General features: G+C 72.5%; 21 protein-coding genes. 12 read left to right on the plus strand and 9 right to left on the minus strand.

All coding sequences use genetic code 11. The features are described from left to right. Nucleotides 1-35: 35 nt before the first annotated feature. Both ACZ45T_RS19925 and ACZ45T_RS19930 read right to left on the minus strand, forming a co-directional pair. On the minus strand, nt 36-533 hold the full coding sequence (locus ACZ45T_RS19925) for a hypothetical protein (RefSeq protein ID WP_468443104.1): 498 nt from the start codon (nt 531-533) through the stop codon (nt 36-38). Nucleotides 534-750: 217 nt separating this feature from the next. Continuing rightward, complete coding sequence (locus tag ACZ45T_RS19930) at nt 751-1,290, minus strand: sigma-70 family RNA polymerase sigma factor (RefSeq protein WP_468442990.1); 540 nt, start codon at nt 1,288-1,290, stop codon at nt 751-753. A 320-nt stretch (nt 1,291-1,610) separates the two neighbouring features. On the opposite strand from ACZ45T_RS19930, the gene ACZ45T_RS19935 reads away from it, so the two are divergent. From ACZ45T_RS19935 to ACZ45T_RS19945, 3 genes are all read left to right on the plus strand, one after another. Further along, complete coding sequence (locus tag ACZ45T_RS19935; protein ID WP_468442992.1) at nt 1,611-2,807, plus strand: CapA family protein; 1,197 nt, start codon at nt 1,611-1,613, stop codon at nt 2,805-2,807. A gap of 94 nt (nt 2,808-2,901) precedes the next feature. Beyond that, nucleotides 2,902-6,204, plus strand: a complete 3,303-nt coding sequence (gene lysX / locus ACZ45T_RS19940; protein ID WP_468442994.1) for a bifunctional lysylphosphatidylglycerol synthetase/lysine--tRNA ligase LysX — start codon at nt 2,902-2,904, stop codon at nt 6,202-6,204. Between the two features lie 70 nt (nt 6,205-6,274). Beyond that, nucleotides 6,275-7,177 (plus strand): polysaccharide deacetylase family protein, encoded by a 903-nt coding sequence (locus tag ACZ45T_RS19945; protein WP_468442996.1) that lies wholly within the window; start codon nt 6,275-6,277, stop codon nt 7,175-7,177. A gap of 45 nt (nt 7,178-7,222) precedes the next feature. Here ACZ45T_RS19945 and ACZ45T_RS19950 read toward each other — a convergent pair whose 3' ends face one another. Then, the gene (locus ACZ45T_RS19950) at nt 7,223-7,885 is read right to left on the minus strand and encodes a class F sortase (protein ID WP_468442998.1); all 663 of its coding nucleotides are present in this window, start codon (nt 7,883-7,885) and stop codon (nt 7,223-7,225) included. Between the two features lie 374 nt (nt 7,886-8,259). Between ACZ45T_RS19950 and ACZ45T_RS19955 the strand changes: the two genes are divergently transcribed. Continuing rightward, a complete protein-coding gene (locus tag ACZ45T_RS19955; RefSeq protein WP_468443000.1) occupies nt 8,260-8,760 on the plus strand; it encodes a hypothetical protein in 501 nt (166 codons plus the stop codon). Nucleotides 8,761-8,882: 122 nt separating this feature from the next. Here ACZ45T_RS19955 and ACZ45T_RS19960 read toward each other — a convergent pair whose 3' ends face one another. The 3 genes from ACZ45T_RS19960 to ACZ45T_RS19970 form a co-directional block, all read right to left on the minus strand. Continuing rightward, complete coding sequence (locus tag ACZ45T_RS19960) at nt 8,883-9,452, minus strand: hypothetical protein (RefSeq protein ID WP_468443002.1); 570 nt, start codon at nt 9,450-9,452, stop codon at nt 8,883-8,885. 184 nt (nt 9,453-9,636) lie between these two features. Beyond that, on the minus strand, nt 9,637-10,407 hold the full coding sequence (locus ACZ45T_RS19965) for a bestrophin-like domain (RefSeq protein WP_468443004.1): 771 nt from the start codon (nt 10,405-10,407) through the stop codon (nt 9,637-9,639). A 36-nt stretch (nt 10,408-10,443) separates the two neighbouring features. Next, nucleotides 10,444-10,569, minus strand: a complete 126-nt coding sequence (locus tag ACZ45T_RS19970) for a hypothetical protein (RefSeq protein ID WP_451181429.1) — start codon at nt 10,567-10,569, stop codon at nt 10,444-10,446. 937 nt (nt 10,570-11,506) lie between these two features. Between ACZ45T_RS19970 and ACZ45T_RS19975 the strand changes: the two genes are divergently transcribed. Then, complete coding sequence (locus tag ACZ45T_RS19975) at nt 11,507-12,337, plus strand: SAM-dependent methyltransferase (RefSeq protein ID WP_468443106.1); 831 nt, start codon at nt 11,507-11,509, stop codon at nt 12,335-12,337. 107 nt (nt 12,338-12,444) lie between these two features. Then, a complete protein-coding gene (locus tag ACZ45T_RS19980; RefSeq protein WP_468443108.1) occupies nt 12,445-14,586 on the plus strand; it encodes a putative bifunctional diguanylate cyclase/phosphodiesterase in 2,142 nt (713 codons plus the stop codon). Nucleotides 14,587-14,606: 20 nt separating this feature from the next. Here the strand turns inward: ACZ45T_RS19980 and ACZ45T_RS19985 are convergent, their stop codons facing one another. Next, nucleotides 14,607-15,674 (minus strand): FAD-dependent monooxygenase, encoded by a 1,068-nt coding sequence (locus ACZ45T_RS19985; RefSeq protein ID WP_468443006.1) that lies wholly within the window; start codon nt 15,672-15,674, stop codon nt 14,607-14,609. A 105-nt stretch (nt 15,675-15,779) separates the two neighbouring features. Between ACZ45T_RS19985 and ACZ45T_RS19990 the strand changes: the two genes are divergently transcribed. Continuing rightward, nucleotides 15,780-16,424: a TetR/AcrR family transcriptional regulator gene (locus tag ACZ45T_RS19990; RefSeq protein WP_468443008.1), complete on the plus strand. Its 645-nt coding sequence runs from the start codon at nt 15,780-15,782 to the stop codon at nt 16,422-16,424. Between the two features lie 22 nt (nt 16,425-16,446). Here ACZ45T_RS19990 and ACZ45T_RS19995 read toward each other — a convergent pair whose 3' ends face one another. Beyond that, nucleotides 16,447-17,325 (minus strand): LysR family transcriptional regulator, encoded by an 879-nt coding sequence (locus ACZ45T_RS19995; protein ID WP_468443010.1) that lies wholly within the window; start codon nt 17,323-17,325, stop codon nt 16,447-16,449. Between the two features lie 71 nt (nt 17,326-17,396). Between ACZ45T_RS19995 and ACZ45T_RS20000 the strand changes: the two genes are divergently transcribed. From ACZ45T_RS20000 to ACZ45T_RS20020, 5 genes are all read left to right on the plus strand, one after another. After that, on the plus strand, nt 17,397-18,101 hold the full coding sequence (locus ACZ45T_RS20000; protein ID WP_468443012.1) for a succinate dehydrogenase cytochrome b subunit: 705 nt from the start codon (nt 17,397-17,399) through the stop codon (nt 18,099-18,101). Between the two features lie 2 nt (nt 18,102-18,103). After that, nucleotides 18,104-20,053: a fumarate reductase/succinate dehydrogenase flavoprotein subunit gene (locus ACZ45T_RS20005; protein ID WP_468443014.1), complete on the plus strand. Its 1,950-nt coding sequence runs from the start codon at nt 18,104-18,106 to the stop codon at nt 20,051-20,053. Next, the gene (locus ACZ45T_RS20010; protein ID WP_468443016.1) at nt 20,050-20,796 is read left to right on the plus strand and encodes a succinate dehydrogenase/fumarate reductase iron-sulfur subunit; all 747 of its coding nucleotides are present in this window, start codon (nt 20,050-20,052) and stop codon (nt 20,794-20,796) included. The genes ACZ45T_RS20005 and ACZ45T_RS20010 overlap by 4 nt, the downstream gene beginning before the upstream one ends. 167 nt (nt 20,797-20,963) lie before the next feature. Next, the gene (locus tag ACZ45T_RS20015) at nt 20,964-21,614 is read left to right on the plus strand and encodes a hypothetical protein (protein ID WP_468443018.1); all 651 of its coding nucleotides are present in this window, start codon (nt 20,964-20,966) and stop codon (nt 21,612-21,614) included. Between the two features lie 112 nt (nt 21,615-21,726). Continuing rightward, on the plus strand, nt 21,727-22,680 hold the full coding sequence (locus ACZ45T_RS20020; RefSeq protein ID WP_468443021.1) for an endonuclease/exonuclease/phosphatase family protein: 954 nt from the start codon (nt 21,727-21,729) through the stop codon (nt 22,678-22,680). A 34-nt stretch (nt 22,681-22,714) separates the two neighbouring features. Here ACZ45T_RS20020 and ACZ45T_RS20025 read toward each other — a convergent pair whose 3' ends face one another. Further along, entirely contained in the window at nt 22,715-25,138 is a 2,424-nt protein-coding gene (locus ACZ45T_RS20025; RefSeq protein WP_468443023.1) for an excinuclease ABC subunit UvrA, read from the minus strand. Nucleotides 25,139-25,145 lie beyond the last annotated feature (7 nt).

The following is a 25,145-nucleotide window of genomic DNA, read 5'->3' on the forward strand; positions in this document are numbered from 1 at the left end:
CGGGGTGCGTCCGCAGCGACGGCAGCGGCCGCGCGTCAGAAGAGGTGCATCGCCAAGTGGCCCAGGGGCAGGCCGAGTTGCCAGGCCGGGGTCCACACCCGCGCGTTCTCGTCCAGCCCCGGAGGGGTGTCGGCGTGGCCGTGCCGGCCGGGGTCGAGGTTGGTGGCGAACAGCTCGGTGCGGTCCAGCCAGCGCCACGCCGCCCGGGCCAGTTCCAGGTCCGGGTCCTCGCGGCCGTCCTCCCTGGCTTCCTCGCCCAGCGCCAGGAAGCGGGTGTGCACCCAGTCGCGCCATGGATGTCCGTACGCCGTCAGTGACAGCCACTCGTCGAGCTGCGACACGACGCGGATCCCGGAGAGCTCGCCGGCGGCGTCCGACAGGTAGATCGTCAGGGCGAGCGTGTCCCGTCCGGCCCGGAACTCCAGGGTGCTGACCGGGATCAGCCGGCCCGTGCGCAGCAGTTCGTCAGCGATGTACTCGGCGTAGAGCCAAGCCATGGGCACCGCGAGCCCGCCGTCACTGGTGCCGTTCATACCCTCGGGCTGCACCGTTCCACCTTCTCCCGTGCGTCGAGCGTCCCGTCGTCAGCCCTGAGCCTTCACCGAGCGACTCGCCGGGCGGGGGATGTTTACTCAACTTGGACGGTCTGATGCCGAATTCAATGCGTTTTTTGTCCGATCCGCGTCCATCGGGGAGCGTTCCCCGACCTCTTCCCGCCCCGGCCCCCGGCCGCGCCCCCGCGTCGGGGGTTCAGGCGCCGAGGTCGTATCCGTAGCCCTGGAGCCCCTTCTTCAGGGCGCGGAGGGCGTAGTGCGTACGGGATTTGACCGTTCCGGCCGGGATCCCGAGCTCGGCGGCGGCCTCGGCCACCGACAGGTCGCGGAAGTAGACCTGCACCAGTACCTCGCGGTGCTCCGGCCCCAGGGACCCCACGGCCCGCCTGACATCGATTGCCGTGACCGAGCCCACCACCGCGTCCTCGGGTGCGGGTGCCTGCTCCAGGCCTTCCGGGTCCACCTCCTGCGGCCGCGACAGCCGGGCCCGCCGGGCGTCGATCGCGAGCCGCCGGGCCACCGTGAACAGCCAGGGCCGCAGGGAGTCGTGCCCGCTCGCCAGCACCTCCGGGTGCTGCCAGACCCGTACGAGGGTCTCCTGTACGAGGTCCTCCGCGCGCTGGGCGTCCCCGGCGGTGAGGCCGAGCAGGAAACCGAACAGGGCTCGCCCATGGTCGCGCTGGAGTTCGGCCAGCGCCTCGGGATCCGTGCGCGGGAGGGTGGGGGAGAGCGGCACGAGGGGCTCCTTCCGAGGTGGGTGGGGGCCGGGTCGGCGGCGGCGGCTCATCCACCCTGACCTGCGCGGAGCCGACCGGGAACCGTCCGGCCCCGGCGTTGCGCCCAAGCACCCGGGTCGTCCGCCGGGCGGCCGTGCCGGGCGGTGAACGGTCGAACGGCGCGGCGAACGGCACAGGCCGGCCCGCGGCGGGCGCGCGTATCCGCCGTTGGAGTGGGCGCGTGCCGGGCGGACGGATCCGTTCCTTGACTTACGGCGTGTATTTCTATGGATTGCAGGTGATCGGTTGTCGGATAGTCGTACTAATGAGAGCTGCGCAGATGACCAAGCGAACCCGTCCGCAGGCGGTCGCCCTCCTGTCGGCCCTCCTGTTGTCCGCGGCCGCCGGATGCACGGCCGCCGGGGGATCCGCACCGGCCCGCCTCGGGGACTCCGGCGCACCGGCCCCGTCCCATGCCGCGGGATCCCCCGCCGCCAAGGGCTTCACACTGGTCGCGAGCGGCGACGTACTGCCGCACACCTCCGTCATCCAGCGCGGAGCGAACGACGCGGGCGGCGACGGCTACGACTTCAGGCCGATGTTCTCCGGGGTCAAGCCCGTGGTCTCCGCCGCCGACCTGGCCCTGTGCCACATGGAGACCATCTACGGGGAGGAAGGCGGGCCGTTCTCCGGCTACCCGGCCTTCGAGTCCCCGCCCGAGGTCGCCGACGCACTGAAGGACGCCGGGTACGACGGCTGCTCCACCGCCTCGAACCACACCCTCGACGACGGGGGCGCGGGCCTGCGCCGCACGCTGGACCGCTTCGACAAGGTCGGGCTGGGGCACGCCGGTTCGGCCCGTACGGCGGCCGAGGCGGCAACGGCCACCATGTACACGGCGGGCTCCGCCAAGGTGGCGCACCTCGCGTACACCTACGACACCAACGGCTACCCGCTGCCCGAGGGACAGCCGTGGGCGGTCAACCTGATCAAGCAGGACAAGATCATCGCGGATGCGCGGGCCGCCCGGAAGGCGGGCGCGGACGTGGTGCTGGTGAGCGTGCACTGGGGCACGGAGTGGCAGACCGAACCGGACGCGACCCAGCTCTCCCTGGGCAAGGCGCTGACCGCCTCGCAGACCGGCGGCCGGCCCGACATCGACCTGATCCTCGGCACGCACGCGCACATCCCGCAGCCCTACGAGAAGGTCAACGGGACCTGGATCATCTACGGCATGGGCGACCAGGTCGCGGGCGAGATGTTCAACTACACCGGCGCGCGCGACATGCGCGGCAATTACGGCTCGATCGGCCGTTTCACCTTCGCCCCGCCGGCCGCCGCCGGGCAGCGCTGGCAGGTCACCAAGGCCGAGTTCGTGCCGCAGATGATGGACCTGTCGGCCGGCCGGGTCGTCCACCTCCCCGACGCCCTCGCCAAGGATCCCGGCCAGGACGACTACGAGAGCGCCCGGGACGCCATCAGCGAGGCCGTCCTCGGCCGCGGCGCCGCCAAGGACGGCCTGACCATGGGCCGGTAGCCGGGCACCGGCTGCACCGGCTCCCGCCCCACGATGCGGGGTGGCCGGCCTGCTCGGCGCGCGCAGGGGCGCGGCCCTCCCTACAGTGCGAACCATGAGTGCCACCGTGGAGCAGACGCGCGGAACCCGGAACCGCTTCCTGAACCGGGTTCCCGACGCATTCGGCGCGTTCTTCGGAACGCTCGGCCTGCTGTGCGCGCTGCTCTCGTTCTCCCCGACGCTGCGGCGGCTCCTGCGGCACGTCGTGCGGTTCCTCGACACGGTCGTCGTCCCGGTCAGCGCGAACCTCGCCTACGCGGTCTTCCTCTTCCTCCTCGCCGCGGCCCTCGGCACCCGCAAGAAGGTCGCCTGGTGGATCGTCATCACCTATTTGGCCCTGCTGATACTCGTCGACGTGCTGATCATGGCCGAAGGGGACTACTGGGTCGGCGGCCCCTCCATGGCCCTCGCCGTCGCCGCGATGGGCGTGCTGATCGCCGCCCGGGGCGAGTTCTACGCCGCCTCCCGCCCCGGGGCCCTGTGGCGGGCCCTGCTCGTACTGGGCCTCGGCCTGCTCGCCGCCGTCCTCGTCGGCTGGGGGCTCGTCGCGCTGTTTCCCGGTTCCCTGCCCCGGGGCCAGTGGCTGGACTGGGCCGCCAAACAGGTCTTCGGCGGCCTCTTCTCGGCCCGCCAGTTCGACGGCCGCCCGCCCCGCCCGCTGTACTTCCTGCTCGGCCTCTTCGGCGCCCTCGCCCTGCTGAACGCCGCCACCACCCTCTTCCGCTCCCAGCGCCTGACCGCCGCCCTGCACGGCGACGAGGAGCCCCGCATCCGCGCCCTCCTCGGCGCCTACGGGCGGGCGGACTCCCTCGGCTACTTCGCCACCCGGCGCGACAAGGCCGTCGTCTTCGCCCCCAACGGCAAGGCCGCCGTCACCTACCGCGTCGAGGCCGGCGTCTGCCTCGCCAGCGGGGACCCGGTGGGGGATCCCGCCGCCTGGAGCCCCGCCATCGACGCCTGGCTGGCCGTGGCCCGCCGCTACGGCTGGCAGCCCGCCGTCATGGGCGCCTCCGAGGACGGCGCCACCGCGTACGCCCGCTCCGGACTCAGCGCGCTCCAGCTCGGCGACGAGGCCATCCTGCACGTCGCCCACTTCGACCTGGACGGCCGTGACATGCGCGTCACCCGCCAGGCCGTCAACCGCGTGAAGCGCACCGGCGCCAGCACCGTCATCCGCCGCCACTCCACCCTCTCCGAGGACGAGATGCAGACGATCGTGGACCGGGCCGACCGCTGGCGGGACACCGAGACCGAGCGCGGCTTCTCCATGGCCCTGGACCGGCTCGGCGACCGCGCCGACGGGGACTGCCTGCTGGTCGAGGCCTTCGACGACAAGGGCGAGCTGATCGCCCTGCTGTCCTTCGTCCCCTGGGGCAAGGACGGCATCTCCCTCGACCTGATGCGCCGCGACCGCACCGCCCCCAACGGGGTCATGGAGTTCATGGTCGCCCAGCTGTGCGCCGCGGCCCCCGGCCTCGGGGTGCGCAGGATCTCACTCAACTTCGCCGTCTTCCGCTCCGCTTTCGAGGAGGGCGGCCGGATCGGCGCCGGCCCCGTCCTCAAGCTGTGGCGCAGACTGCTGCTCTTCTTCTCCCGCTGGTGGCAGCTGGAGGCGCTGTACCGCTCGAACGTCAAGTACGGCCCCGAGTGGTACCCGCGGTTCCTCTGCTACCAGGACGCCGGCTCGCTCGCCCGGGTCAGCCTCGCCTCCGGCATCGCCGAGGGCTTCGTCTCCGTACCCAGCCTGCGCACCCTGTGGGGCAACGGCCACCCCAAGGGCCTCACCGCCCCCGTCACCACCGAGGGGCTGCCCTCCATCGACTCCCTGGGCCTGGACGCCGTGGCGCAGGAGGGCGAGGCCGTCCAGGCCGAGCGGCTGCCCGAACAGGTCCGCGTCCGGCACGCCAAGCTGGAGCGCATCCGGGCGGCCGGCACCGACCCCTACCCGGTGGGGATCCGCCCGCGGACCCACACCGTGGCCGAGCTGAAGGCCGTCCACCCCGGCCACCCGCCCGGCGCCCGGTCCGGCGAACCGGCCACCCTCGCCGGGCGCGTGATGCTCGTACGCGACCTGGGGGGCGTGGTCTTCTGCGTCCTGCGCGACTGGTCCGGGGACATCCAGCTGATGTTCACCCGCGACGAGAGCGGGGCCGACGTACTGGACTCCTTCACCTCCCAGGTCGACTTCGGGGACCACGTGGTCGTCAGCGGCGAGGTCGGCGCCAGCAAGGCCGGCGAACTGTCGCTGGTGGCGCAGTCCTGGCAGCTCACCGGCAAATGCCTGCGCCCGCTGCCCGACAAGCGCAAGGGCCTCGCCGACCCGGAGGCCCGGGTCCGGCGCCGCTACCTCGACCTCGTCGCGAGCCCCGACGCGCGGGACGTCGTACGGGCCCGTTCCAGCGCCGTCCAGGCCCTGCGCCAGGGATTGCTCGACCGCGGCTACCTGGAGGTCGAGACCCCGATGCTCCAGCAGATCCACGGCGGCGCCAACGCCCGTCCCTTCCGCACCCACATCAACGCCTACGACCTCGACCTGTACCTGCGCATCGCGCCCGAGCTGTACCTCAAGCGGCTCTGCGTCGGCGGCATGGAGAAGGTCTTCGAGATGGGCCGCACCTTCCGCAACGAAGGCGTCTCCTACAAGCACAACCCCGAGTTCACGATGCTGGAGGCGTACCAGGCCTTCGCCGACTACGACGTGATGCTCGACCTCACGCGCGAACTGATCCAGGGCGCCGCCGCCGCCGCCTTCGGCTCGCCCGTCGCCCACAAGGCGGGACCGGACGGAAAGCTCGTGGTCCACGACATTTCCGGGCCGTGGCCGGTCAAGACCATGTACGGGGCCATCAGCGAAGCCCTCGGCGAGGAGGTCGACGCCGACACCGAGGAGCCCGTCCTGCGGAGGCTCTGCGACCGGTCGGGCGTGCCGCACGCCCCCGAGGACACCCGCGGGGACGTGGTGCTGGAGATGTACGAGCGGCTGGTGGAGGAGCGCACCAAGCTGCCCACCTTCTACAAGGACTTCCCCACCGACGTCTCCCCGCTCACCCGCCAGCACCGCAAGGACCCGCGGCTCGCCGAGCGCTGGGACCTGGTCGCCTTCGGCACCGAACTGGGCACCGCGTACTCGGAGCTGACCGATCCCGTGGAGCAGCGGCGCCGGCTCACCGCCCAGTCGCTGCTCGCGGCGGGCGGCGACCCGGAGGCCATGGAGCTCGACAATGACTTCCTGGACGCGCTGGAGTACGCGATGCCGCCGACGGGCGGGCTCGGCATCGGCGTGGACCGCCTCGTCATGTTCCTCACGGGCCTGGCGATCCGAGAGACGCTTCCGTTCCCCCTGGTGCGACGCGGCTGATCGGGTGAGGGGGAGGGGGCGCGTCCGCGCCTCTCGACATCTTCGGTGATGTCGTTGATACGTAGTAATAATGAAAAATGACGAGCCGACAGTAGGGCGGCGCACGCTCCTGCGCACCGCCGTCTTCCTCGGAGTGGCCGCCGCCTCCGGACTGTTGTCCGTGGGCGGTGACACCGGTGTGCCGGGCGCCGGCTCCAGCGGCGCCGGCCCCGGCAGCCCCGGCCCCGCGGCCGGGCCGGGCCCGAACCCCGCGGCGGGAGCACCCGGGGCGTTCCCCCAGGGGCTGCCCGAGAAGTCCTACCGGCTGCGCCCCATGACATCGGAGGCCCCCGCCCGCCGGACCGCCGCGAAACCGGCCGTCCGGACCCGGCCCCTCCTGGAACTCCCGCTCGACGCGACCACGTCGAGCTCCATGGTGCTCACCTTCGACGACGGGCCCGACCCCCGCTACACCCCGGGCATCCTCGACACCCTCGCCCGCTACGGCGTCCGCGCCATGTTCTTCGTCTGCGGGGAGATGGCCGCGGAGAACCGGGACCTGGTGCGCCGGATGGTCGCCGAGGGGCACGTCATCGGAAACCACACCTGGACCCACCCCCTCATCCCCCAACTCAGCCGGCCCGCCCTCGCCTCCGAGATCGGCCGCACGAGCGAGGTCGTGCAACAGACCGTGGGGGAGGCGCCGCTGTGGTTCCGGGCGCCCTACGGGGCGTGGAACCGGGCCGCCTTCGAGATCGGGGCCGAGCTGGGCATGGAACCGCTCGCCTGGACCGTGGACACCCTGGACTGGAAGGAGCCCGGGACCGGCACGATCGTCTCCCGGGTCCTGGGCGCCGCCGGGCCCGGCGTGATCGTGCTGTCGCACGACGCGGGCGGCAACCGGTCGCAGAGCGTCCAGGCGCTCTCCTCCTACCTGCCCCAACTGCTCGCGCGGGGCTACCGGATGACCGTGCCGGCGCTGCCGCCCCGCTGAGGGGGCGAGCGTTCCGCGCCCCTGGCGCCCCCACGGTCCCGGGCCCTAGCGGGCCTCCACCATGCGGGCGAAGACGACCACGTTGCCGTCGTAGCCGCGGGCCTTCGAGTACCCGCCGCCGCAGGTGATCACGCGGAGTTCCGGATGCCCGGTGTCCCCGTACACCCGGGCTCCGGGGAAGGCCTCCTTGGAGAACACCTCCACGCCGTAGACCTCGAACACGGCCGTGCGTCCGTCGTACCGCTCCACCTCGATGGTGCTGCCCGGCTTCACCGAGCCCAGGCCGTAGAAGACCGCCGGGCCCTGCGCGTTGTCCACGTGCCCCACGATCACCGCCGAGCCGCGCTGGCCCGGCGAGATGCCGTTGAGGTACCAGCCGGCGAGATTGCGGTCCTGCGGCGGCGGGGCGTCGATCCAGCCCTCCGCGTCCAGCCCGACCGTCATCACCGGCGCGTCCACGCTGATCGTGGGGATCCGGATGCGCTGCACCGAGGAGTGCTCCAGCACCTCCATGTCCGCCGGCGGCGTCGGCGGATTCGCCGGCAGCTGATCGGCCGTCACCGCGACGGCCGAGGCCGCGGTGGGCTGGGGCGGTCCGTCGTCGACGTCGACACCGTTGCGCACCATGGCGAGGCCGGTGAGCATGACCAGGGCGATGACGCCCCACGGTGAGCGTTTGCGTGACTGCCCGGTCTCGTCCTCGCCCATCGTTCTCCCTTCCCGACGCGGGGGTCCCGACCCGCGTTCCCGTCCCACCCCTGTACGCCCTGCTTCACGCACGTTAAGGCTGCGTCGGCAGGACGGCGAGAGGGGAAGGGCGAACGGGTGGCCGCGCGCCGGAAGGGGGCCGCAAGGGGCCGGAAGGGGTGCGCCCATCCAGGTAATCGTCACATAAATCCCTGACGGGTCGTGACCTGCGGATCCGTCAGCTGCGCCGCTCGCGCTTCGGCGTGTCGCTCAACCGGGCGGCCCAAAGCCGGAAGTGCGGAGCTTGCGGGTGGACCCGAGGGTTCGATTGGGAGGCGTTCTCGTCGATCATCCGGGGCCGACGCTCCGGGGCGCTTCCCGCTGGAGGTTCCACCATGCGTGTCTTGCGCGCTCTTACCGTGACGGCGGCAGCCTGCGCCGCGATCGGCCTCAGTGCCCCGTTCGCCTCTGCGAACCCCCCGCAGGGTGGGAACGGCGGCCCCAGCAACATCTCGGTCAACCCGTACGCCGTGCACCAGGGATCCACGATGCAGGTGAGCGCGTCGGGCTGCGGATCCGGCGGTACCGTCACGTCGCACGGCAACTTTCCGCCGGCCAACCTGTCCGCCGGGTCGATCGGCTTCGCGACCGTCCGGATCTTCAACCACGCCTCTCCGGGCACCCACACGCTGCAGGTCAAGTGCAACGACAGCAGCCTGGTCGCCACCGCCCGCTTCAGGATCCTGGACGGCAATCCCGCACAGGGCGGCATCGGCGGGTCCTTCGGCCCGTCCACCGCCGAGACCGCCATCGGCGCCGGCCTCGTCGGCGCCGCGGCCCTCGGCGCGGGCGTCCACGTGATGCGCCGTCGCCGTCCGCTCCGTGGTCGGGCCTGACGGCCGACCTCCCCGGACACGGCCCACCGCCGGTCGCCCCCAGTCCTGACCGGGACTCGGGGCGACCGGCGGTGGCGCGGAGCGTCCGGTGGGTTCGTTCAGGGGTTCGTTCAGTGGTCCGTTCAGTGACCGCGACGGCTTCCCCTGCGGCGCAGTGCGTACGCGCTCCCGCCCGCGGCGGTGAGGAAGAGGCCGACGCCCGCGCCGAACTCCACCGGATCCATGCCGGCCACGCTGCCTCCGAGGCCGCCCCGGACACCGCGGGCGGCGGCCGACGCGGCGGCGGGCGCGGTGGCCGTCCTCGTGGAACTCGTGGTCGGTCTCGTGGTGCCGCCGGCGATCGTCAGGTCGGCGGAGCCGGTCTCACCGCTGCAGGTGAAGGAGACGGAGTAGACGGCTCCGCGCCGGGCGTCCCGGTCCACGGTGACCCGCATGGTCTGGCCGCGCGCGATGCTCACCGTGTCGAAGACCCCGGAGGAGGCGGTGGCGTAGGCGGCGTTGCAGCCGCTGACCGCGAGCACCACCTGGCCGCCGGGGGCGACGGTCGAGGGGGTGATGGTGAAGCCGAACGAGGTGATGGGCTGGGCCTCGGCCGCGGAAGCGGAGGGCGCGCCGAGGACACCGAGCGCGAGTACGGCGCCCGAGGCGCCGGCGCTCAGCAGGGCTGTGGCGGCGGTACGTATCGCACCCATGGTTGATTCTCCGGATCTCCGAGGAGCAGCCGCGGAACGGTTTCCGCACGTGGGGGGTCGCGCGCCTCGATGTCCGCCACGCTAGGTCCGGGTGCGGTGACCCGCGATCAGGAACGGGCGAATGGGTTATACCCCTGGGCCGAACCGGGGACGGGGAGCCCGTCCCCGGTTTGCGGGTCCGTGCTCAGCCGCCGAGGTGCAGGTGGGGGAACTGCGAGAGGAACGGGTCGGCGGTGGCCGCGATGCCACGACCGAACGGCGCGTCGAAGTCCCAGATCAGGAACAGCAGGAACGCGATGAGCGCGCTGAACAGGCCGGCCAGCAGCAGCTCCCGGAACGACCGCCTGATCTGCAGGGTGAAGATCAGACCCACCGTCACCAGGGCGCCGGCGATCAGCCCGAACCACACCACCCCGGGCATCGTGGCCCCGGCGCTCTCGCCGCGCGCACTGCGGGCGTCGTCCGCCACCGCGACCTGGTCGACCAGCGGCTGGTAAGCCTGCCCCTCGTGGTCGGTCTGCGGCTCGTAGTCGGTGACGTCCCGGCGGATACGTTCCAGCAGCTCCCCGCCGCGGTCGGTGAGGTTGCCGTGGTCGGCCATCTCCTTCCACTCCGTGTCAACCACGTACGTCACGTACGCGTCGACATCGGACCGGATCTTCTTGCGGACCTCGGCCGGGTAGACCTCGGAGCGGACGCTGATCTCGTGCAGGGCCTGCGCCTCCTGGCGCACGTACTCCTGGGCGGCCCCGCGCCCCTCCCAGACGCCGACGATCGCCAGGCCGAGGACGATCGCGTAGATCACCCCGATCATCATCGTCATGTACTCGATGACGTCCGGGGTTTCGTTCGGATCGTCGTCATCGCCGATCCTGCGGTGGTTCAAGAGGGCGATGGACAGCACCACGGCACAGGCCGCGGCCATCGCGATGGACAGGACGAGCCATTCCGACAAGATGACTCCCAATCGGTCACAGGTGGGACGGACGGGCTACCGCGGGCGCAGCGCGACGATGGCGAGCACCGCGGGAGCCGCGGTCAGCAGGGTGAAGGTCACCGGCGAGACGTGATGCTCGGCCGGCTTGCGGGCCGGAGCGTGGTACGCCGGACGGGCCACGGGCTTCGGCTTGGCCGGGGTCACCACGGGGTCGGGCGCCGGCCGCGATACGGGCCGTGGCGGTGCGGGCGCCGGCTTCGGCGGGGCCGGTTCGGGCCGGACGGGCTTCGGTACGGGTTTCGGCGCAGGCTTGGGCGGCGGCGGGGGCGCCGGTGGCGTGGGCTTCGGACTCGGGGCCGGTTTCGGCGGGGGCGGGGGCGGCGGCGGTACGGGGGGCGGCTCGGGCGGTGGCGTGGGCTTCGGGGGCGGCTTCGGCGGACACGGCGGGGGAGGCGGCGGCGGGCACGGCGGGTGGCCGTGATGGCCTCCGCCATGACCTCCGCCATGACCTCCGCCATGACCTCCTGCGTGGCCTCTGCCGTGGCCGCCTCCATGACCCCCGCCGCGGCCTCTTCCGTGGTCGGCGGCGTGGTCGTCACCGTGATGTCCGCCACCCGGGCCGCCTCGACGGGCGCCGCCGTCGGCCACCGCGACCACGGTGGTGGCGGCCCGGCCCTCGCCGGAACAGGTCGTCGCGTAGGCGCAGCTATCAGCCACGGCCGGCGTGGCGGACAACGCCGCCCACAGCAGCACCGGGACCGTCAGCAGGCGCCTGGCACAGGCTCTCTTCACCCGGGGAGCATGGGCCCGGGCACTCCGGCGCACGCGATGCTCGGCCCCGGTTCGCCTGAACGGGTGGAGCGGTGACCATAGAGGTTTGAGCCAGCCGTGGATCGGTCGCGTGGTGGCTCTGATCACCTACCGACAATTCCCAAAAGGGATTTGTCGGTAACGGTCATTCTCCCTCCCGGGTGCGGCAGGTGCCTTTGGTGTGTGACGAAGAACGGATCGCCAATTTCCGCTTTTGCTCGCCCTGTTGGGCAATGATCAGTACATTCGGCTCGGACAGCAGTCCGACCTCGGACGGACACCGTAGGAACAACGCTTGGAGACCCCGATGGAGCGCCCGGCCTGGGCCCCGCCAGGCATCGACATATCGGTGCCGAGCGTGTCCCGCATCTATGATTACTACCTGGGCGGGTCCCACAATTTCGAGGTCGACCGCCAGGCGGCCCGCCGCGCCATGGAATTCATGCCGGGACTGCCCAAGATCATGCAGGCCAACCGGGCATTCATGCGCCGCGCCGTCCGGCACGCGGTCGCCGAGGGCATCACGCAGTTCCTCGACATCGGCTCCGGGATCCCCACCTTCGGCAATGTCCACGAGATCGCCCAGGCCGCCAGCCCCGAGGCGCGCGTGGTCTACGTGGACCACGACCCGGTGGCCGTGGCCCACAGCCAGGCGGTCCTCGCCGGCGACGACCGCACGGGCATCGCCGCTGCCGACCTGCGCAAGCCGAAGGAGATCTTGGCCGCCCCCGAGGTCGGCCGACTGCTCGACCTCGGCCGTCCCGTCGCCCTGCTCCTCGTCGCCGTCCTGCACTTCCTGGAGGACGCGGACGACCCGTACGCCGCCGTTGCCGAGCTACGCGACGCGCTGGCCCCCGGGAGCCTGCTGATCCTCACGCACGCCTCGTACGAGGGGATCCCGCTCACCCAGGAGGTCGCGGGCGGCGTCGTGACCGTCTACCGGGACATCCGCAACCCCCTCGTGATGCGCACCAGGGAGCAGATCAGCGGCTTCTTCGACGGGTTCGAGATGCTGGAGCCCGGGCTGGTCTCCATGCCCGACTGGCGGCCGGACCGCCCCGAGGGGGCGCTCGACGGCGAGGCGGCGGAGGACCCCTACGCCTTCTCCGGCTTCGGTGGCGTGGGACGCAAGGCGTGAGACTTCCGGTACAGACGACGGGCGCGCCGGACGCTCCGGCGCCCGAGCCCGCCGCGGCGCCCGCCGCGGCCCCGGCCGCCGAGCAGGCGTCGGCCCCGGGGGGCGGCATAGAGGACCGGATCGCCCGCTTCGCGACCATCTGGGGGCGGGCGATCTTCCCGGTCACGGCGACCTCGCTGACCCGGCCCGAGTTCGAACGGCACCTCGTACCGCTCACCCGGACCCTCACCGAGGCCCTGCGCGCCCGGCCCTTCGACGCCGGCGTCGCCCAGCGGGTGGGGGCGGAGCTCGTCGCCGTGCACTGCACCGACCCCGAGGCCCTGGCCTGCACCCTGGGCGTGGTCGAGTCGTACCTGGTGCTCTACTGCGGCCCGGACGGACCCGAGGGCTCCGGCGTGGAGGGCACCGAGGAGTACCGGTCCCGCTGCGCCCGGCTCCAGCACGGCATCGCGGCGGGATACGCCCGGGCCCTGCGCGAGCGCACCCTCAAGGAGCAGGAGGCCATCGCCCGCTCCGCGCTGACCGCCCGCTCCGATGCCCAGCAGGCCCTGCACGCGAGCGAGGAGCGCTTCCGGGCGGTCTTCGAGGGCGCGGCCATCGGGATCGGGATCGCCGACCTCGAAGGGAACGTCCTGGAGGTCAACGACACGCTGCTGCAGATGTTCGGCGGCCTGGAGGGCCACGTCCGCAGCCGCAACGTCAGCGAGTGGGGCCACCCCGACGACACCCCCCACGTCTGGCGGATGTACGGCGAGCTGGTGCGCGGCGAGCGCGAGAGCTACCGCGTGGAGAAGCCGTACTACCGGCACGACGGGACCGTGCTGTGGACCAACCTGACGGTGTCGCTGCTGCGCGACGCCGAGGGGAAGCCGCAGTACCAGCTGGCGCTGATGGAGGACACCACCGAGCGCCGGCTGCTGAACCTGCGCCTGCGCTACGAGGCCACCCACGACGCCCTCACCGGACTGCCCAACCGGACGCTGTTCTTCGAACGGCTCGAGAAGGCCCTCAGCGGGGCCGGCGGCAGCCGCTTCGGCCTGTGCTACCTGGACCTCGACGGTTTCAAGGCGGTCAACGACAGCCTCGGACACTCGGCGGGGGACCGGCTGCTCGTGGAGGTCGCCGACCGGCTGCAGAGCTGCGCGACCGGCCCCGGCGAGGTCGTCGCCCGGCTCGGCGGCGACGAGTTCGTGGCCCTGACCACCGGCAGCGACACCGAGGAGAAGGTCACCGACCTCGCGGTCCGCATCCTGTCCGCCCTGTCCACGCCGATCCGGCTGGAGGGCCGGGAGCTGACGGTCCGGGGCAGCATCGGCATCGTCGAGGGCCGCGCCCAGGAGCGCACCGCGGCGGAGGTGCTGCGCAGCGCCGACATCACGATGTACCGGGCCAAGGCGGCCGGCGGCAACCGCTTCGAATTCGCCGACGCCGAGGCCGACGCCCGCGCCATCACCCGCCACGGCCTGACCAACGCCCTGCCTGCGGCGCTGGAACGCGGCGAGTTCTTCATCGAGTACCAGCCGCTGGTCCACATGCGCGACGGCAGCGTGCACGGGGCCGAGGCCCTGGTGCGCTGGTCCCACCCGCAGTACGGGGTCCTCGGCCCGGACCGGTTCATCCCGCTCGCCGAACGGACCGGGCTGATCGTGCCGCTCGGACGCTGGGTCCTGGAGGAGTCCGTCCGCCAGGCCCGCATCTGGCAGCGTCAGCACGGCGGCTCGGCCCTGCGGATCAACGTCAACCTCTCGCCGACCCAGCTGCACCACCCGGGGCTGGTCGCCGACACCGTGGCGGTACTGGAGAAGTCCGGCCTCGCCCCGGGCGCGTTGTGCCTGGAGGTCACCGAATCGGCCCTGATAGGGGCCGACGACGAACTTCTGGAACCGCTGCGCAGGCTCGCCGCCCTGGGCGTGGACATCGCGCTCGACGACTTCGGCACCGGCTACTCGAACCTGGCCAATCTGCGCCGCCTGCCGGTCAGCGTCCTGAAGCTCGACCGCTCCTTCACCCAGGGGATGCAGCAGCAGCCCGCCAACCCGGTCGACGTCAAGATCGTGGAGGGGATCGTCGCCCTGGCCCACAGCCTCGAACTGGCCGTCACCGTCGAGGGGGTGGAGACCGGCGTCCAGGCCGCCCAGCTCCGCGCCCTCGGCTGCGACACCGCCCAGGGCTGGTACTACGCCCGGCCCGGCGCCCCCGACCGCATCCACGCCCTCTCCCTCTCGGACGCCGTGCCCACTCCCTCCTGACCCGGGCGCGGGCCCGGCGGTCAGCCCAGCCCGGCCTCGGTGCCGCGTCCGGGCTCCCGCACCGCGGCCAGCACCCGCTCGTGCCGCGCGACGGTGTCGGCCAGGACGTGGGCGGCCGCCGGGAGCCGCTCGGCCTCGTACGCGTCGAGCGCGCTGTCCGCGGCCGGGCCGGTGAGGGCTGCGGCCAGGATCCGGCCGAGGGCGGCCGCGTCCTGTATCCCGGTGTTCATGCCCAGGCCTCCGGCTATGGGGTGCACGTGCGCGGCGTCCCCGGCGAGGAAGACCCGGCCCTCGCGCATCCAGGCGGCCATGCGGACATTCACCCGCCAGGACGAGAGCCAGGTGGGATCCGCGAGGCGGATCCCCGGGACCCTGGCGTGCCGGTCGAAGAGCCTCTGGAAGCCCTCCAGTGAGGGCGGCAGCGGCTCGCCGCCCTCGGCGAGCTCCGGTGAGGCCTGGAGCTGGAAGGTGTCCGTCCCCGGTATCGGGCAGAGCAGCATCCCGCCGCCGTCCGAGGTGAACCACTGGTGCCAGAACTCGCGGCTCAGCCCGGGCGCCCTCACATCTCCGAGCACCATCGTCTCCGTCACGTCCGTGTGCCCCTCGAAGGGGATCCCGAGGAGCTTGCGGACCGAGCTGTGCCCGCCGTCGCATCCGGCGGCGTAGCCGGCGAGGACCGAACGGCCGTCCGCCAGCCGCGCGGTGACCCCCGCCTCGTCCTGCGTGATGTCCGTGACCTGGGCTTCGTACTCGATCCGGACGCCGAGGCCGGCGAGCCGCGCGCGGAGGACCTCCTCGACCTGCCACTGGCCGATCAGGAGGCCGTCGCCGGTCGGAGTGTCGGTGACGTGGTCGCCGTCGAAGTACTTGCGCAGGACCACGCCCCGGGCGCCGATGGCGGACACCCCCTCCGCGGCGCCGAGCCGGGCGAACACCCTCAGGCTGTCCGGGGTGAGGCCCTTGCCCCGGGACTCGCGGTGGGGTCCGGCCCGTCCGTCGAGGACCCGGACGGCGATGCCGCGCAGGACCAGCTCGCACGCCAGGGTGAGTCCGGTGGGGCCGGAGCCCACGATCAGTACGTCGGTCATCGGAAGTCCTCTCGTCGTCGATGTCTCAAGGAGAACCCCTCTCGAGAGAAAAAGCAACCCGGTTACAAAGATTACTCAGTCAAGATTCTGTGCTACGCTGGACGCATGGACAACACGTCTGGACTGCGCGAGAACAAGAAGCTCCGTACCCGTCGACAGCTGGCGGCCACGGCGCTCGAACTCTTCCTGGAACGGGGCTTCGACGACGTCTCCGTGGCGGACGTGGCCGCTGCCGCGGAGGTCTCCAAGCCCACGCTGTTCCGGTACTTCCCGAGCAAGGAGGATCTGGTCCTGGACCGGTTCGCCGACCACCAGGACGAGGCGGCGCGCATCGTGCGCGACCGGCCGGCAGGTCAGGAGCCGGTCGGCGCCGTGCACACGCACTTCGTCGAGGCCCTCGACCGGCGGGACCCGATCACCGGTCTCTGCGACCATCCCGATGTCGTCGCCTTCCAGAGGCTGCTCTACTCCACCGCGAGCCTGCAGACCCGGATCGCCCACTACAGCGCCCGCGAGGTGGAGCTGCTCGCCGCCGTGCTGGAGGCCGAATCCGTCCCGCCCCTCACCGCCAGGCTGGCGGCCATGCATCTGGTGGCCGTCCGTCACGAGCTGGGCCGGGAGAACTGGCGTCGGATCGACTCCGGGAGCAGCGCCGACGAGGCCCACCCGGCGGCCGTCGCCGATGCCGACGGGGCCTTCGGGATGCTCGCCGAGGGGCTCGATCGGGCCCTGCCCATACGCACGGCCTGACCGCCCGGACCTCCGCCGCCGGTCAGTCCAGAAGCATGCGCTTCAGCTCGCGGGCCGCGCGCGGGGGAGCCACGTCCGTGCGGTGGGCCAGGGCGATCGTGCGGCGCAGCGGGGAGCCGGCGAGCGGGGTCACCCGCAGCCCCGGACCCGCGCGGTCCACCACCATCGCCGGGACCACCGCGAGCCCGAGCCCCGCCCGGGCGAAGCCCAGTACCGCGTCCATCTCGCCGCCCTCCACGGTGAAGGCCGGCTCGAAGCCCTCCGCGCGGCAGGCCGTCACAGTCAGCTCCCGCAGGTCGTAGCCGTGCCGGAACATCACCATCGGCTCGTCGCGCAGCCCGGAGATGGTCAGCTCGCCGCCCCCGCCGGGCGCCGGCCGCTCCGCCGAGGAGACCACCACCAGGTCTTCCGTCAGCAGCTCCACCGTGGTCAGGGCCGGAGCCGAGGGCGGCAACGGCAGTGCGATCAGGGCCAGGTCCAGGGCTCCGCGCGCCAGTTCCCGTACGAGGTCGAGCGAACCGCTCTCCTCGATCAGCAGCTCGATGCCCGGGTGCGCGTCGTGAAAGGCCCGCAGTACGTCCGGCAGCAGGCCCGTGCACACGCTCGGCGTGGCGCCCAGCCGGACCCGGCCGCGGCGCAGCTGCGCCAGTTCCTGCACCTCCAGCCGCGCGGTGTCGGCGTCCGCCAGGATCCGCCGGGCCAGCGGCAGCAGCGTCTCGCCCGCGTCGGTGAGCGTGATGTTGCCGCGGGCCCGGCTGAACAGCTCGGCGCCCAGTTCCCGCTCCAGCGCCTTGATCTGCTGGGAGAGCGAGGGCTGGGCCACGTGCACCCGTTCCGCGGCCCGGGTGAAGTGCCGGGTCTCGGCGACGGCCACGAAGTACAGAAGCTGCTGGAACTGCATAGGCCATGTCTATCAAGATGACCGGCATCATGTCTTGGACCTTTCGGGTCCCCCGTCCCTACCTTCGATCCATGGCTCTGGCAACGCGCACCCGGACCGGCGGCTCCGCCGCCTCGACCGTCTGGGGCTCCACCATCGGAAAGAAGACCGTCATGGCGGTCTCCGGGCTGATCATGCTCGGCTACCTCGTCGTGCACATGCTCGGCAACCTCAAGATCTTCTTCGGGCCGGACGATTTCAACGCCTACGGCCGCTGGCTGCGGCACATGGGCGAGCCCTTCCTGCACAGCCACTGGGGGCTGTGGACCGCCCGGGTGGTCCTGCTCGCCGCGGTGGTCGCCCACGCCGTCTCCGCGTACCAGCTCAGCCGCCGCGACATCAAGGCCCGCCCGGTCGCGTACGCCCACAAGCGCCGCCGCGCGAGCTACGCCACCCGCACCATGCGCTGGGGCGGCGTCATCCTCGGCCTCTTCATCGTCTGGCACCTGCTCGACCTGACCACCCTCACGGTGAACGAGCGGGCCCTGGAGGGCCACCCGTACGAGAACGTGGTCGCGACCTTCTCCACCTGGTACGGCAACACGATCTACCTCGTCGCGATGATCGCGATGGGCCTGCACGTGCGGCACGGCTTCTGGAGCGCCGCCCAGACCCTCGGCGCCGGCAACGCCCGCCGCGACAAGGTCCTCAAGGCCCTGGCCAACCTGCTCGCACTCGTACTGACCGCGGGCTTCGTCTCCGTCCCGATAGCCGTCATGACCGGACTGGTGAGCTGACTGTGACCACCTACGCCAACTACTCGACCGGCGAGACCGTCGCCGACACCAAGGCCCCCGAAGGCCCGATCGCGGACCGCTGGGACCGCCGCCGCTTCGAGGCCAAGCTCGTCAACCCCGCCAACCGGCGCAAGCACACCGTCATCGTCGTCGGCACCGGCCTGGCCGGCGGGGCGGCCGGCGCGACCCTCGCCGAACAGGGCTACCACGTCGTCCAGTTCTGCTTCTCCGACTCCCCCCGCCGGGCCCACTCGATCGCCGCCCAGGGCGGCATCAACGCCGCCAAGAACTACCGCAACGACGGCGACTCGGTGCACCGCCTCTTCTACGACACCGTCAAGGGCGGCGACTTCCGCGCCCGCGAGTCCAACGTGCACCGCCTCGCCCAGATCTCCGTCGAGATCATCGACCAGTGCGTGGCCCAGGGCGTCCCCTTCGCCCGCGAATACGGCGGCCTCCTCGACACCCGCTCCTTCGGCGGCGTCCAGGTCTCCCGCACCTTCTACGCCCGCGGCCAGACGGGCCAGCAACTCCTCCTCGGCGCCTACCAGGCACTCTCCCGGCAGATCGCCGCGGGCAACGTCGAGATGCACGCCCGCACCGAAATGCTCGACCTCGTCGTCGTCGACGGGGTCGCCCGCGGCATCGTGGCCCGCGACCTGATCACCGGCGAGATCTCCACCCACTACGCCGACGCGGTGGTGCTGGCGAGCGGCGGCTACGGCAACGTCTTCTACCTCTCCACCAACGCCATGAACTCCAACGCGACCGCCGTCTGGCGGGCGCACCGGCGCGGCGCGTACTTCGCCAACCCCTGCTTCACCCAGATCCACCCCACCTGCATCCCGCGCACCGGCGACCACCAGTCCAAGCTCACCCTGATGAGCGAGTCCCTGCGCAACGACGGCCGCATCTGGGTCCCCAAGGCCAAGGGCGACACCCGCCCCGCCGCCGAGATCCCCGAGGCGGAGCGCGACTACTACCTGGAGCGGATCTACCCCTCCTTCGGCAACCTCGTGCCCCGCGACATCGCCTCCCGCGCCGCCAAGAACGTCTGCGACGAGGGCCGCGGCGTCGGCCCCGGCGGCCAGGGCGTCTACCTCGACTTCGCCGACGCCATCCGCCGCATGGGCCGCGACAAGGTCGCCGAGAAGTACGGCAACCTCTTCGACATGTACGAGCGGATCACCGCGGAGAACCCGTACGAGGTGCCCATGCGGATCTACCCCGCCGTGCACTACACGATGGGCGGCCTGTGGGTCGACTACGACCTCCAGACCACCGTCCCCGGCCTCTTCGCGATCGGCGAGGCCAACTTCTCCGACCACGGCGCCAACCGCCTCGGCGCCTCCGCGCTGATGCAGGGGCTCGCCGACGGCTACTTCGTGCTCCCCTCCACGATCAACGACTACCTGGCCCGCCACCCCCACCACACCACCGTCGACGACACCCACCCCGAGGCGTTGGCCGTCGTGCGCGAGACCCGCGACCGGCTCGCGAGGCTGCTCGCCGTCGACGGCGACCGCACCCCCGACTCCTTCCACCGCGAGATCGGCGAACTCATGTGGGAGTACTGCGGGATGGCCCGCAGCGAGGAGGGGCTGCGCAAAGCGCTCAGCCGCATCCCGGAGATCCGCGAGGAGTTCTGGCGGCGCATCAAGGTCCCCGGCAGCGGCAACGAGTTCAACCAGTCGCTGGAGAAGGCCAACCGCATCGTCGACTACCTCGAACTCGCCGAGCTGATGTGCCTCGACGCCCTGCACCGCACCGAATCCTGCGGAGGCCACTTCCGCGAGGAGTCCCAGACGCCGGACGGCGAGGCGGCCCGGCGCGACGAGGAGTTCTCGTACGCCGCCGCCTGGGAGTTCGCCGGCACCGGCGCCGCCCCCGTCCTGCACAAGGAAGACCTCGTCTTCGAGTACGTCCACCCCACCCAGCGGAGCTACGCATGAAGCTCACCCTGCGCGTCTGGCGCCAGCGCGGCGCCGCCGCCCCCGGCCACATGGCCTCGTACGAGGTCGACGGGATCTCGGAGGACATGTCCTTCCTGGAGATGCTCGACACCCTCAACGAGGACCTCATCCTGCGCGGCGAGGACCCGGTCGCCTTCGACCACGACTGCCGCGAGGGCATCTGCGGCGCCTGCAGCCTCGTCATCAACGGCGACGCCCACGGCCCGGAGCGCACCACCACCTGCCAGCTCCACATGCGGTCCTTCGCCGACGGCGACACCATCGACGTAGAGCCCTGGCGGGCCGCCGCCTTCCCGGTGGTCAAGGACCTCGTCGTCGACCGCGGCGCCTTCGACCGGATCATCCAGGCCGGCGGCTACATCACCGCCCCCACCGGCGCCGCCCCCGAGGCGCACGCCACCGCGGTGCCCAAGGCCGACGCCGACTTCGCCTTCGAGCACGCCGAGTGCATCGGCTGCGGCGCGTGCGTGGCGGCCTGCCCCAACGGCTCCGCGATGCTCTTCACCTCCGCCAAGGTGAACCACCTGAACGTCCTCCCGCAGGGCTCTCCGGAGCGGGAGACCCGGGTGCTGGACATGGTGGCGCGGATGGACGAGGAGGGCTTCGGCGGCTGCACCCTGACCGGGGAGTGCGCCACCGCCTGCCCGAAGGGGATCCCGCTGCCGTCGATCGCGGCGATGAACAAGGAGTGGCTGAGGGCGGTCCGCAAGGGCCCCCGCTGACCCCGCACGGCCGACGGCGCGGTCCCGCGGCCGTGCCACCCCTCCCCGTACGGGCCGTACAGGGGCTCTGCCCTGCGGGGCCCGGGCCTGCGCCGATCGGCTGACCGGCGCAGCCCACCCCGCGCCGCGCCCCAGTGGCGCCCGGGCCATGGGGGACAGTGGGCCCCATGCCAGAAGCCCCCGCCGGGTCCGGACCGCGCCGCCGAGCCGTACTGGCCGCAGCCCTCGCCCCGCTGGCCGCGGCCGGCTGCTCCGCGGGGGAACCCGCGCCGGGCCCGGCGCCCGGCGCGCAGGCCGGGCCCAAGGACGCCCTGATCATGGTGATCCGGCACGCGGAGAAACCGTACGCGGGTGACTCCGGCTGGGACGAGGAGGGCGAGGACGATCCCGGCTCGCTCGCGGGCCGCGGCTGGCGCCGGGCCGAAGAGCTCCCGCGCCTCTTCCCGCCGGCCCGCAGCTCCTCGCTGCCCCGCCCCGCCGTGGTCTTCGCGGCCGGTGGCAAGGGCGCGGCCCCCGCCCGGTGCAAGCAGACCGTGGCGGCGCTGGCCACCGCGCTGCGCACCCCGGTCCGCTCGGAATTCGCCGTCGGCGCCGAACCGGCCCTGGTCCAGGCCGTGTTGGCCGCCCCCATGCCCGCACTCGTCTGCTGGGAGCACACCGGGATCCCCCGCCTGATCCGCGCCCTCGGCGCCCACCAGGTCCCCGGCACCCCCGCGACTTGGCCCGACCGCTACGACCTCGTCTGGATGTTCACCCGCCGCCGGGGCCAGTGGAGCTTCCGCGAACTGCCGCAGCACCTGCTGCCGGGGGACGCGTAGGCGGCGGGGCATCGGGGCTCCGGTGACCCGTACGGGTCTTCCGTAGACGTCTTCTGCCATACGGGCAGCCAGAGTTGGGGTAGCGGAGGCGGCCGCGGGAAGCATCACCGGTGTGCGCCGAACCTCTGCCGCCCTGGCCGTCCTCGCCGTCACCACCGCCGCGTTCTGCGTCCTCGTCCCGCCCGGGCCGCCCGCTGTCGCGGCTCCTGCCGCCCAAGCTGCTGCCACCACTGCCACGACTGCCAGCACTGCCGCTGCTGCCGGGACGGTCCGGCTGACCAGCTACAACATCTGCGGCAACATGTGCTCCGCTGCCCCGTACGATCCGGCGCGCCGGATCGCCGCCGTGGCCGCCGAGGCCGACCCCGCGGGCTGGGGCGCCGACCAGCTCTTCCTCCAGGAGGTGTGCGAGCACCAGTACGGTGCCCTCCTCGACCGGCTGGGCCCGCTCGGTTACGCCGGCTTCCACTCCGCCACCCTCCCGGCCGGGAACCCGGCCATCTGCGAGGGTCACGCCTACGGGAACGCCGTTCTCGTGCGCGGCCCGGTCGCGGCGACGGCCGAACTCGACCTCACGGTGGGCGGCGAACGCGAGCCGATCACGGTGCCCTGCGCCCTGACCTCCCTGGCCGACCGTCCCACCTGGTCCTGCTCGGTGCACCTCTACTGGGACGACGGCACGCTCGCCGTGCCCGAAGCCGACCGGCTGGCGGCGCAGGCCCGCCAGTGGCTGGACGAAGGATTCACCGTCGTCCTCGGCGGGGACTTCAACCACTCCCCGCGCACCGCCACGCTGTCGCGCTTCTACCTGCCGGAGCGCGGGGACGGCGCCCACGGCTCCTTCGTCGAGGCCGACGAGAGCGACCCGGAGTTCTTCGACCCCGCCGTCTGCCCACCCGCCACCACCTCCGCATGCCGGTCGGGCGAGACGACCTTCGGCGTGAAGAAGCTCGACTACCTCTTCCTCAGTGCCCCGCACTTCCGAGCGGCGAGCGCCGACGCCCTCCCCCTCGACCCGGCGGTCTCGGACCACAACCTGCTGCGCGTCTCCGCCACCACCACCTGACCGTCATGGCAGCGGGCCGGCGCCCGCACGCTCCCTACCCGCCGAGCGCCCGCGCCAGGTAGGCCGCCGTGCGGCTGCCCGGGGTACGGGCCACCTCGGCCGGGGTGCCGGAGGCGACGACGCGACCGCCCTCCGTGCCGCCGCCCGGGCCCAGGTCGATGACCCAGTCCGCGCCCGCCACCACCTCCATGTCGTGCTCCACGACCACCACCGAGTGCCCCGCGTCCACCAGCCCGTGCAACTGCCGCAGCAGCACCCGCACATCGGCCGGATGCAGGCCGGTCGTCGGCTCGTCCAGCAGGTACAGAGTGTGGTCCCGGCGCAGCCTCTGCAGCTCCGTGGCGAGCTTGATCCGCTGCGCCTCGCCACCCGAGAGCTCCGTCGCCGGCTGCCCCAGCCGCAGGTAGCCCAGCCCGATGTCCTCGAGCGCACGCAGACTGCGCGCCGCCGCCGGGACCTCCGCGAAGAAACCGGCCGCGGACTCCACCGTCAGGCCGAGCACCTCCGCGATGTTCAGCCCCGCGTAACGGACCTCCAGGGTCTCGGCGTTGTACCGGGCGCCGGCGCACTCGGGGCACGGGGCGTACGTACTCGGCAGGAACATCAGCTCCACCGAGACGAAGCCCTCGCCCTGGCAGGTCTCGCACCGACCGCCCGCCACGTTGAAGGAGAACCGGCCCGCCTTCCAGCCGCGGGCCTTCGATTCCGGCGCCGCCGTGAACAGCCGCCGCACCACGTCGAACAGGCCCGTGTACGTCGCCAGGTTGGACCGCGGGGTCCGGCCGATCGGCTTCTGGTCCACCTCCACCAGCCGCCGTACAGGGAAGTCCGGCTCCGCGAGCCGCTCGCCGACCTCCCGGGCCAGCACCTGCCCCACCAGTGTGGACTTTCCCGACCCCGAGACCCCGGTGACGGCCGTGAACACCCCGAGCGGGAACCGCGCGTCCAGATCCCGCAGGTTGTGCCGGTCCACCCCGGTCAGCGGCACCGCCCCGGCCGCCTCGCGCACCCGTCGGGGCGCTCTCGCGAGCCCCCGCTCCGGCTCCGGCTCCCGCTCCGCGAACAGATGCCGGGCCGTCGCCGACTCCGCCACCCCGGCCAGGGCCTTCGGCGGCCCGCTGTAGAGCACCTGCCCGCCGTGCTCCCCGGCCAGCGGGCCCACGTCCACCAGCCAGTCCGCGTGCCGCACCACGTCCAGCTGGTGCTCCACGACGAAGACCGTGTTCCCGGCCTCCTTGAGCCGGTCCAGTACGCCGAGCAGCGCCTCGGTGTCGGCCGGGTGCAGCCCCGCCGACGGTTCGTCCAGTACGTACACCACCCCGAACAGCCCCGACCGCAGCTGCGTCGCCAGCCGCAGCCGCTGCAACTCGCCCGCCGACAGGGTCGGCGCGGTGCGGTCCAGGCTCAGGTAGCCGAGCCCCAGCTCCGTGACGGGCCCGATACGGGAGCGCAGGTCCTCGGCGAGCACCCGCGCGGCCTCCCCGTCGACGCGCGCGGAGGCGAGTACGCCGTCCAGCTCGGTCAGGGGCATCGCCGCGAGCGCTGCGATGCCGTACCCCGCGAAGGTCACGGCCAGGGCCTCCGGGCGCAGCCGCCGCCCCTCGCACACCGGACACGGCGAATCGGCGAGGAACTTCTCGGCGCGGGCCCGCAGGGTGGCGCTCTTGGTGTCGGCGAAGGTCCGCATGACATAGCGCTGGGCGCTCATGTACGTGCCCTGGTAGGGGCGTTGGATCCGCTCGGCCTCCCGCACGGGGTGCACGGTCACCACCGGCTGCTCCTCGGTGAACAGGATCCACTCGCGGTCCTTCGCGGGCAGCTCCCGCCAGGGCCGGTCCACATCGTGGCCGAGGGTCTCCAGGATGTCGCGCAGGTTCTTGCCCTGCCAGGCGCCGGGCCAGGCGGCGATGGCGCCCTGACGGATCGACAGGCCGGGGTCGGGGACGAGGAGTTCCTCGCTGGTGCGGTGGATCCGGCCGAGCCCGTGGCACGAAGGGCAGGCCCCGGAAGCGGTGTTGGGCGAGAAGGCGTCGGAGTCGAGCCGCTCCGCCCCCGGGGGATAGGTCCCGGCCCGGGAGTACAGCATCCGCAGGGAGTTGGACAGCATGGTGACCGTGCCCACCGAGGAGCGCGAGCCGGGGTTGGAGCGCCGCTGCTCCAGCGAGACGGCGGGCGGCAGACCGGTGACGGAATCCACCTTCGGGGCGCCGATCTGGTGGATGAGACGGCGGGCGTACGGGGCCACCGACTCGAAGTACCGGCGCTGGGCCTCGGCGTAGAGCGTGCCGAAGGCCAGGGAGCTCTTCCCGGACCCGGAGACCCCGGTGAACACGGTGAGCGCGTCGCGTGGGATGTCCACGTCGACGCCCCGCAGGTTGTGCTCCCGGGCGCCCCGGACCCGTACGTACGGATCGAGGGAGGCGTGGGGAAGGGCGGGGGATGCGGCGGCCTGGTCCATTCGTCCC

The sequence above is a fragment of the Streptomyces sp. NPDC030995 genome (assembly GCF_055571215.1).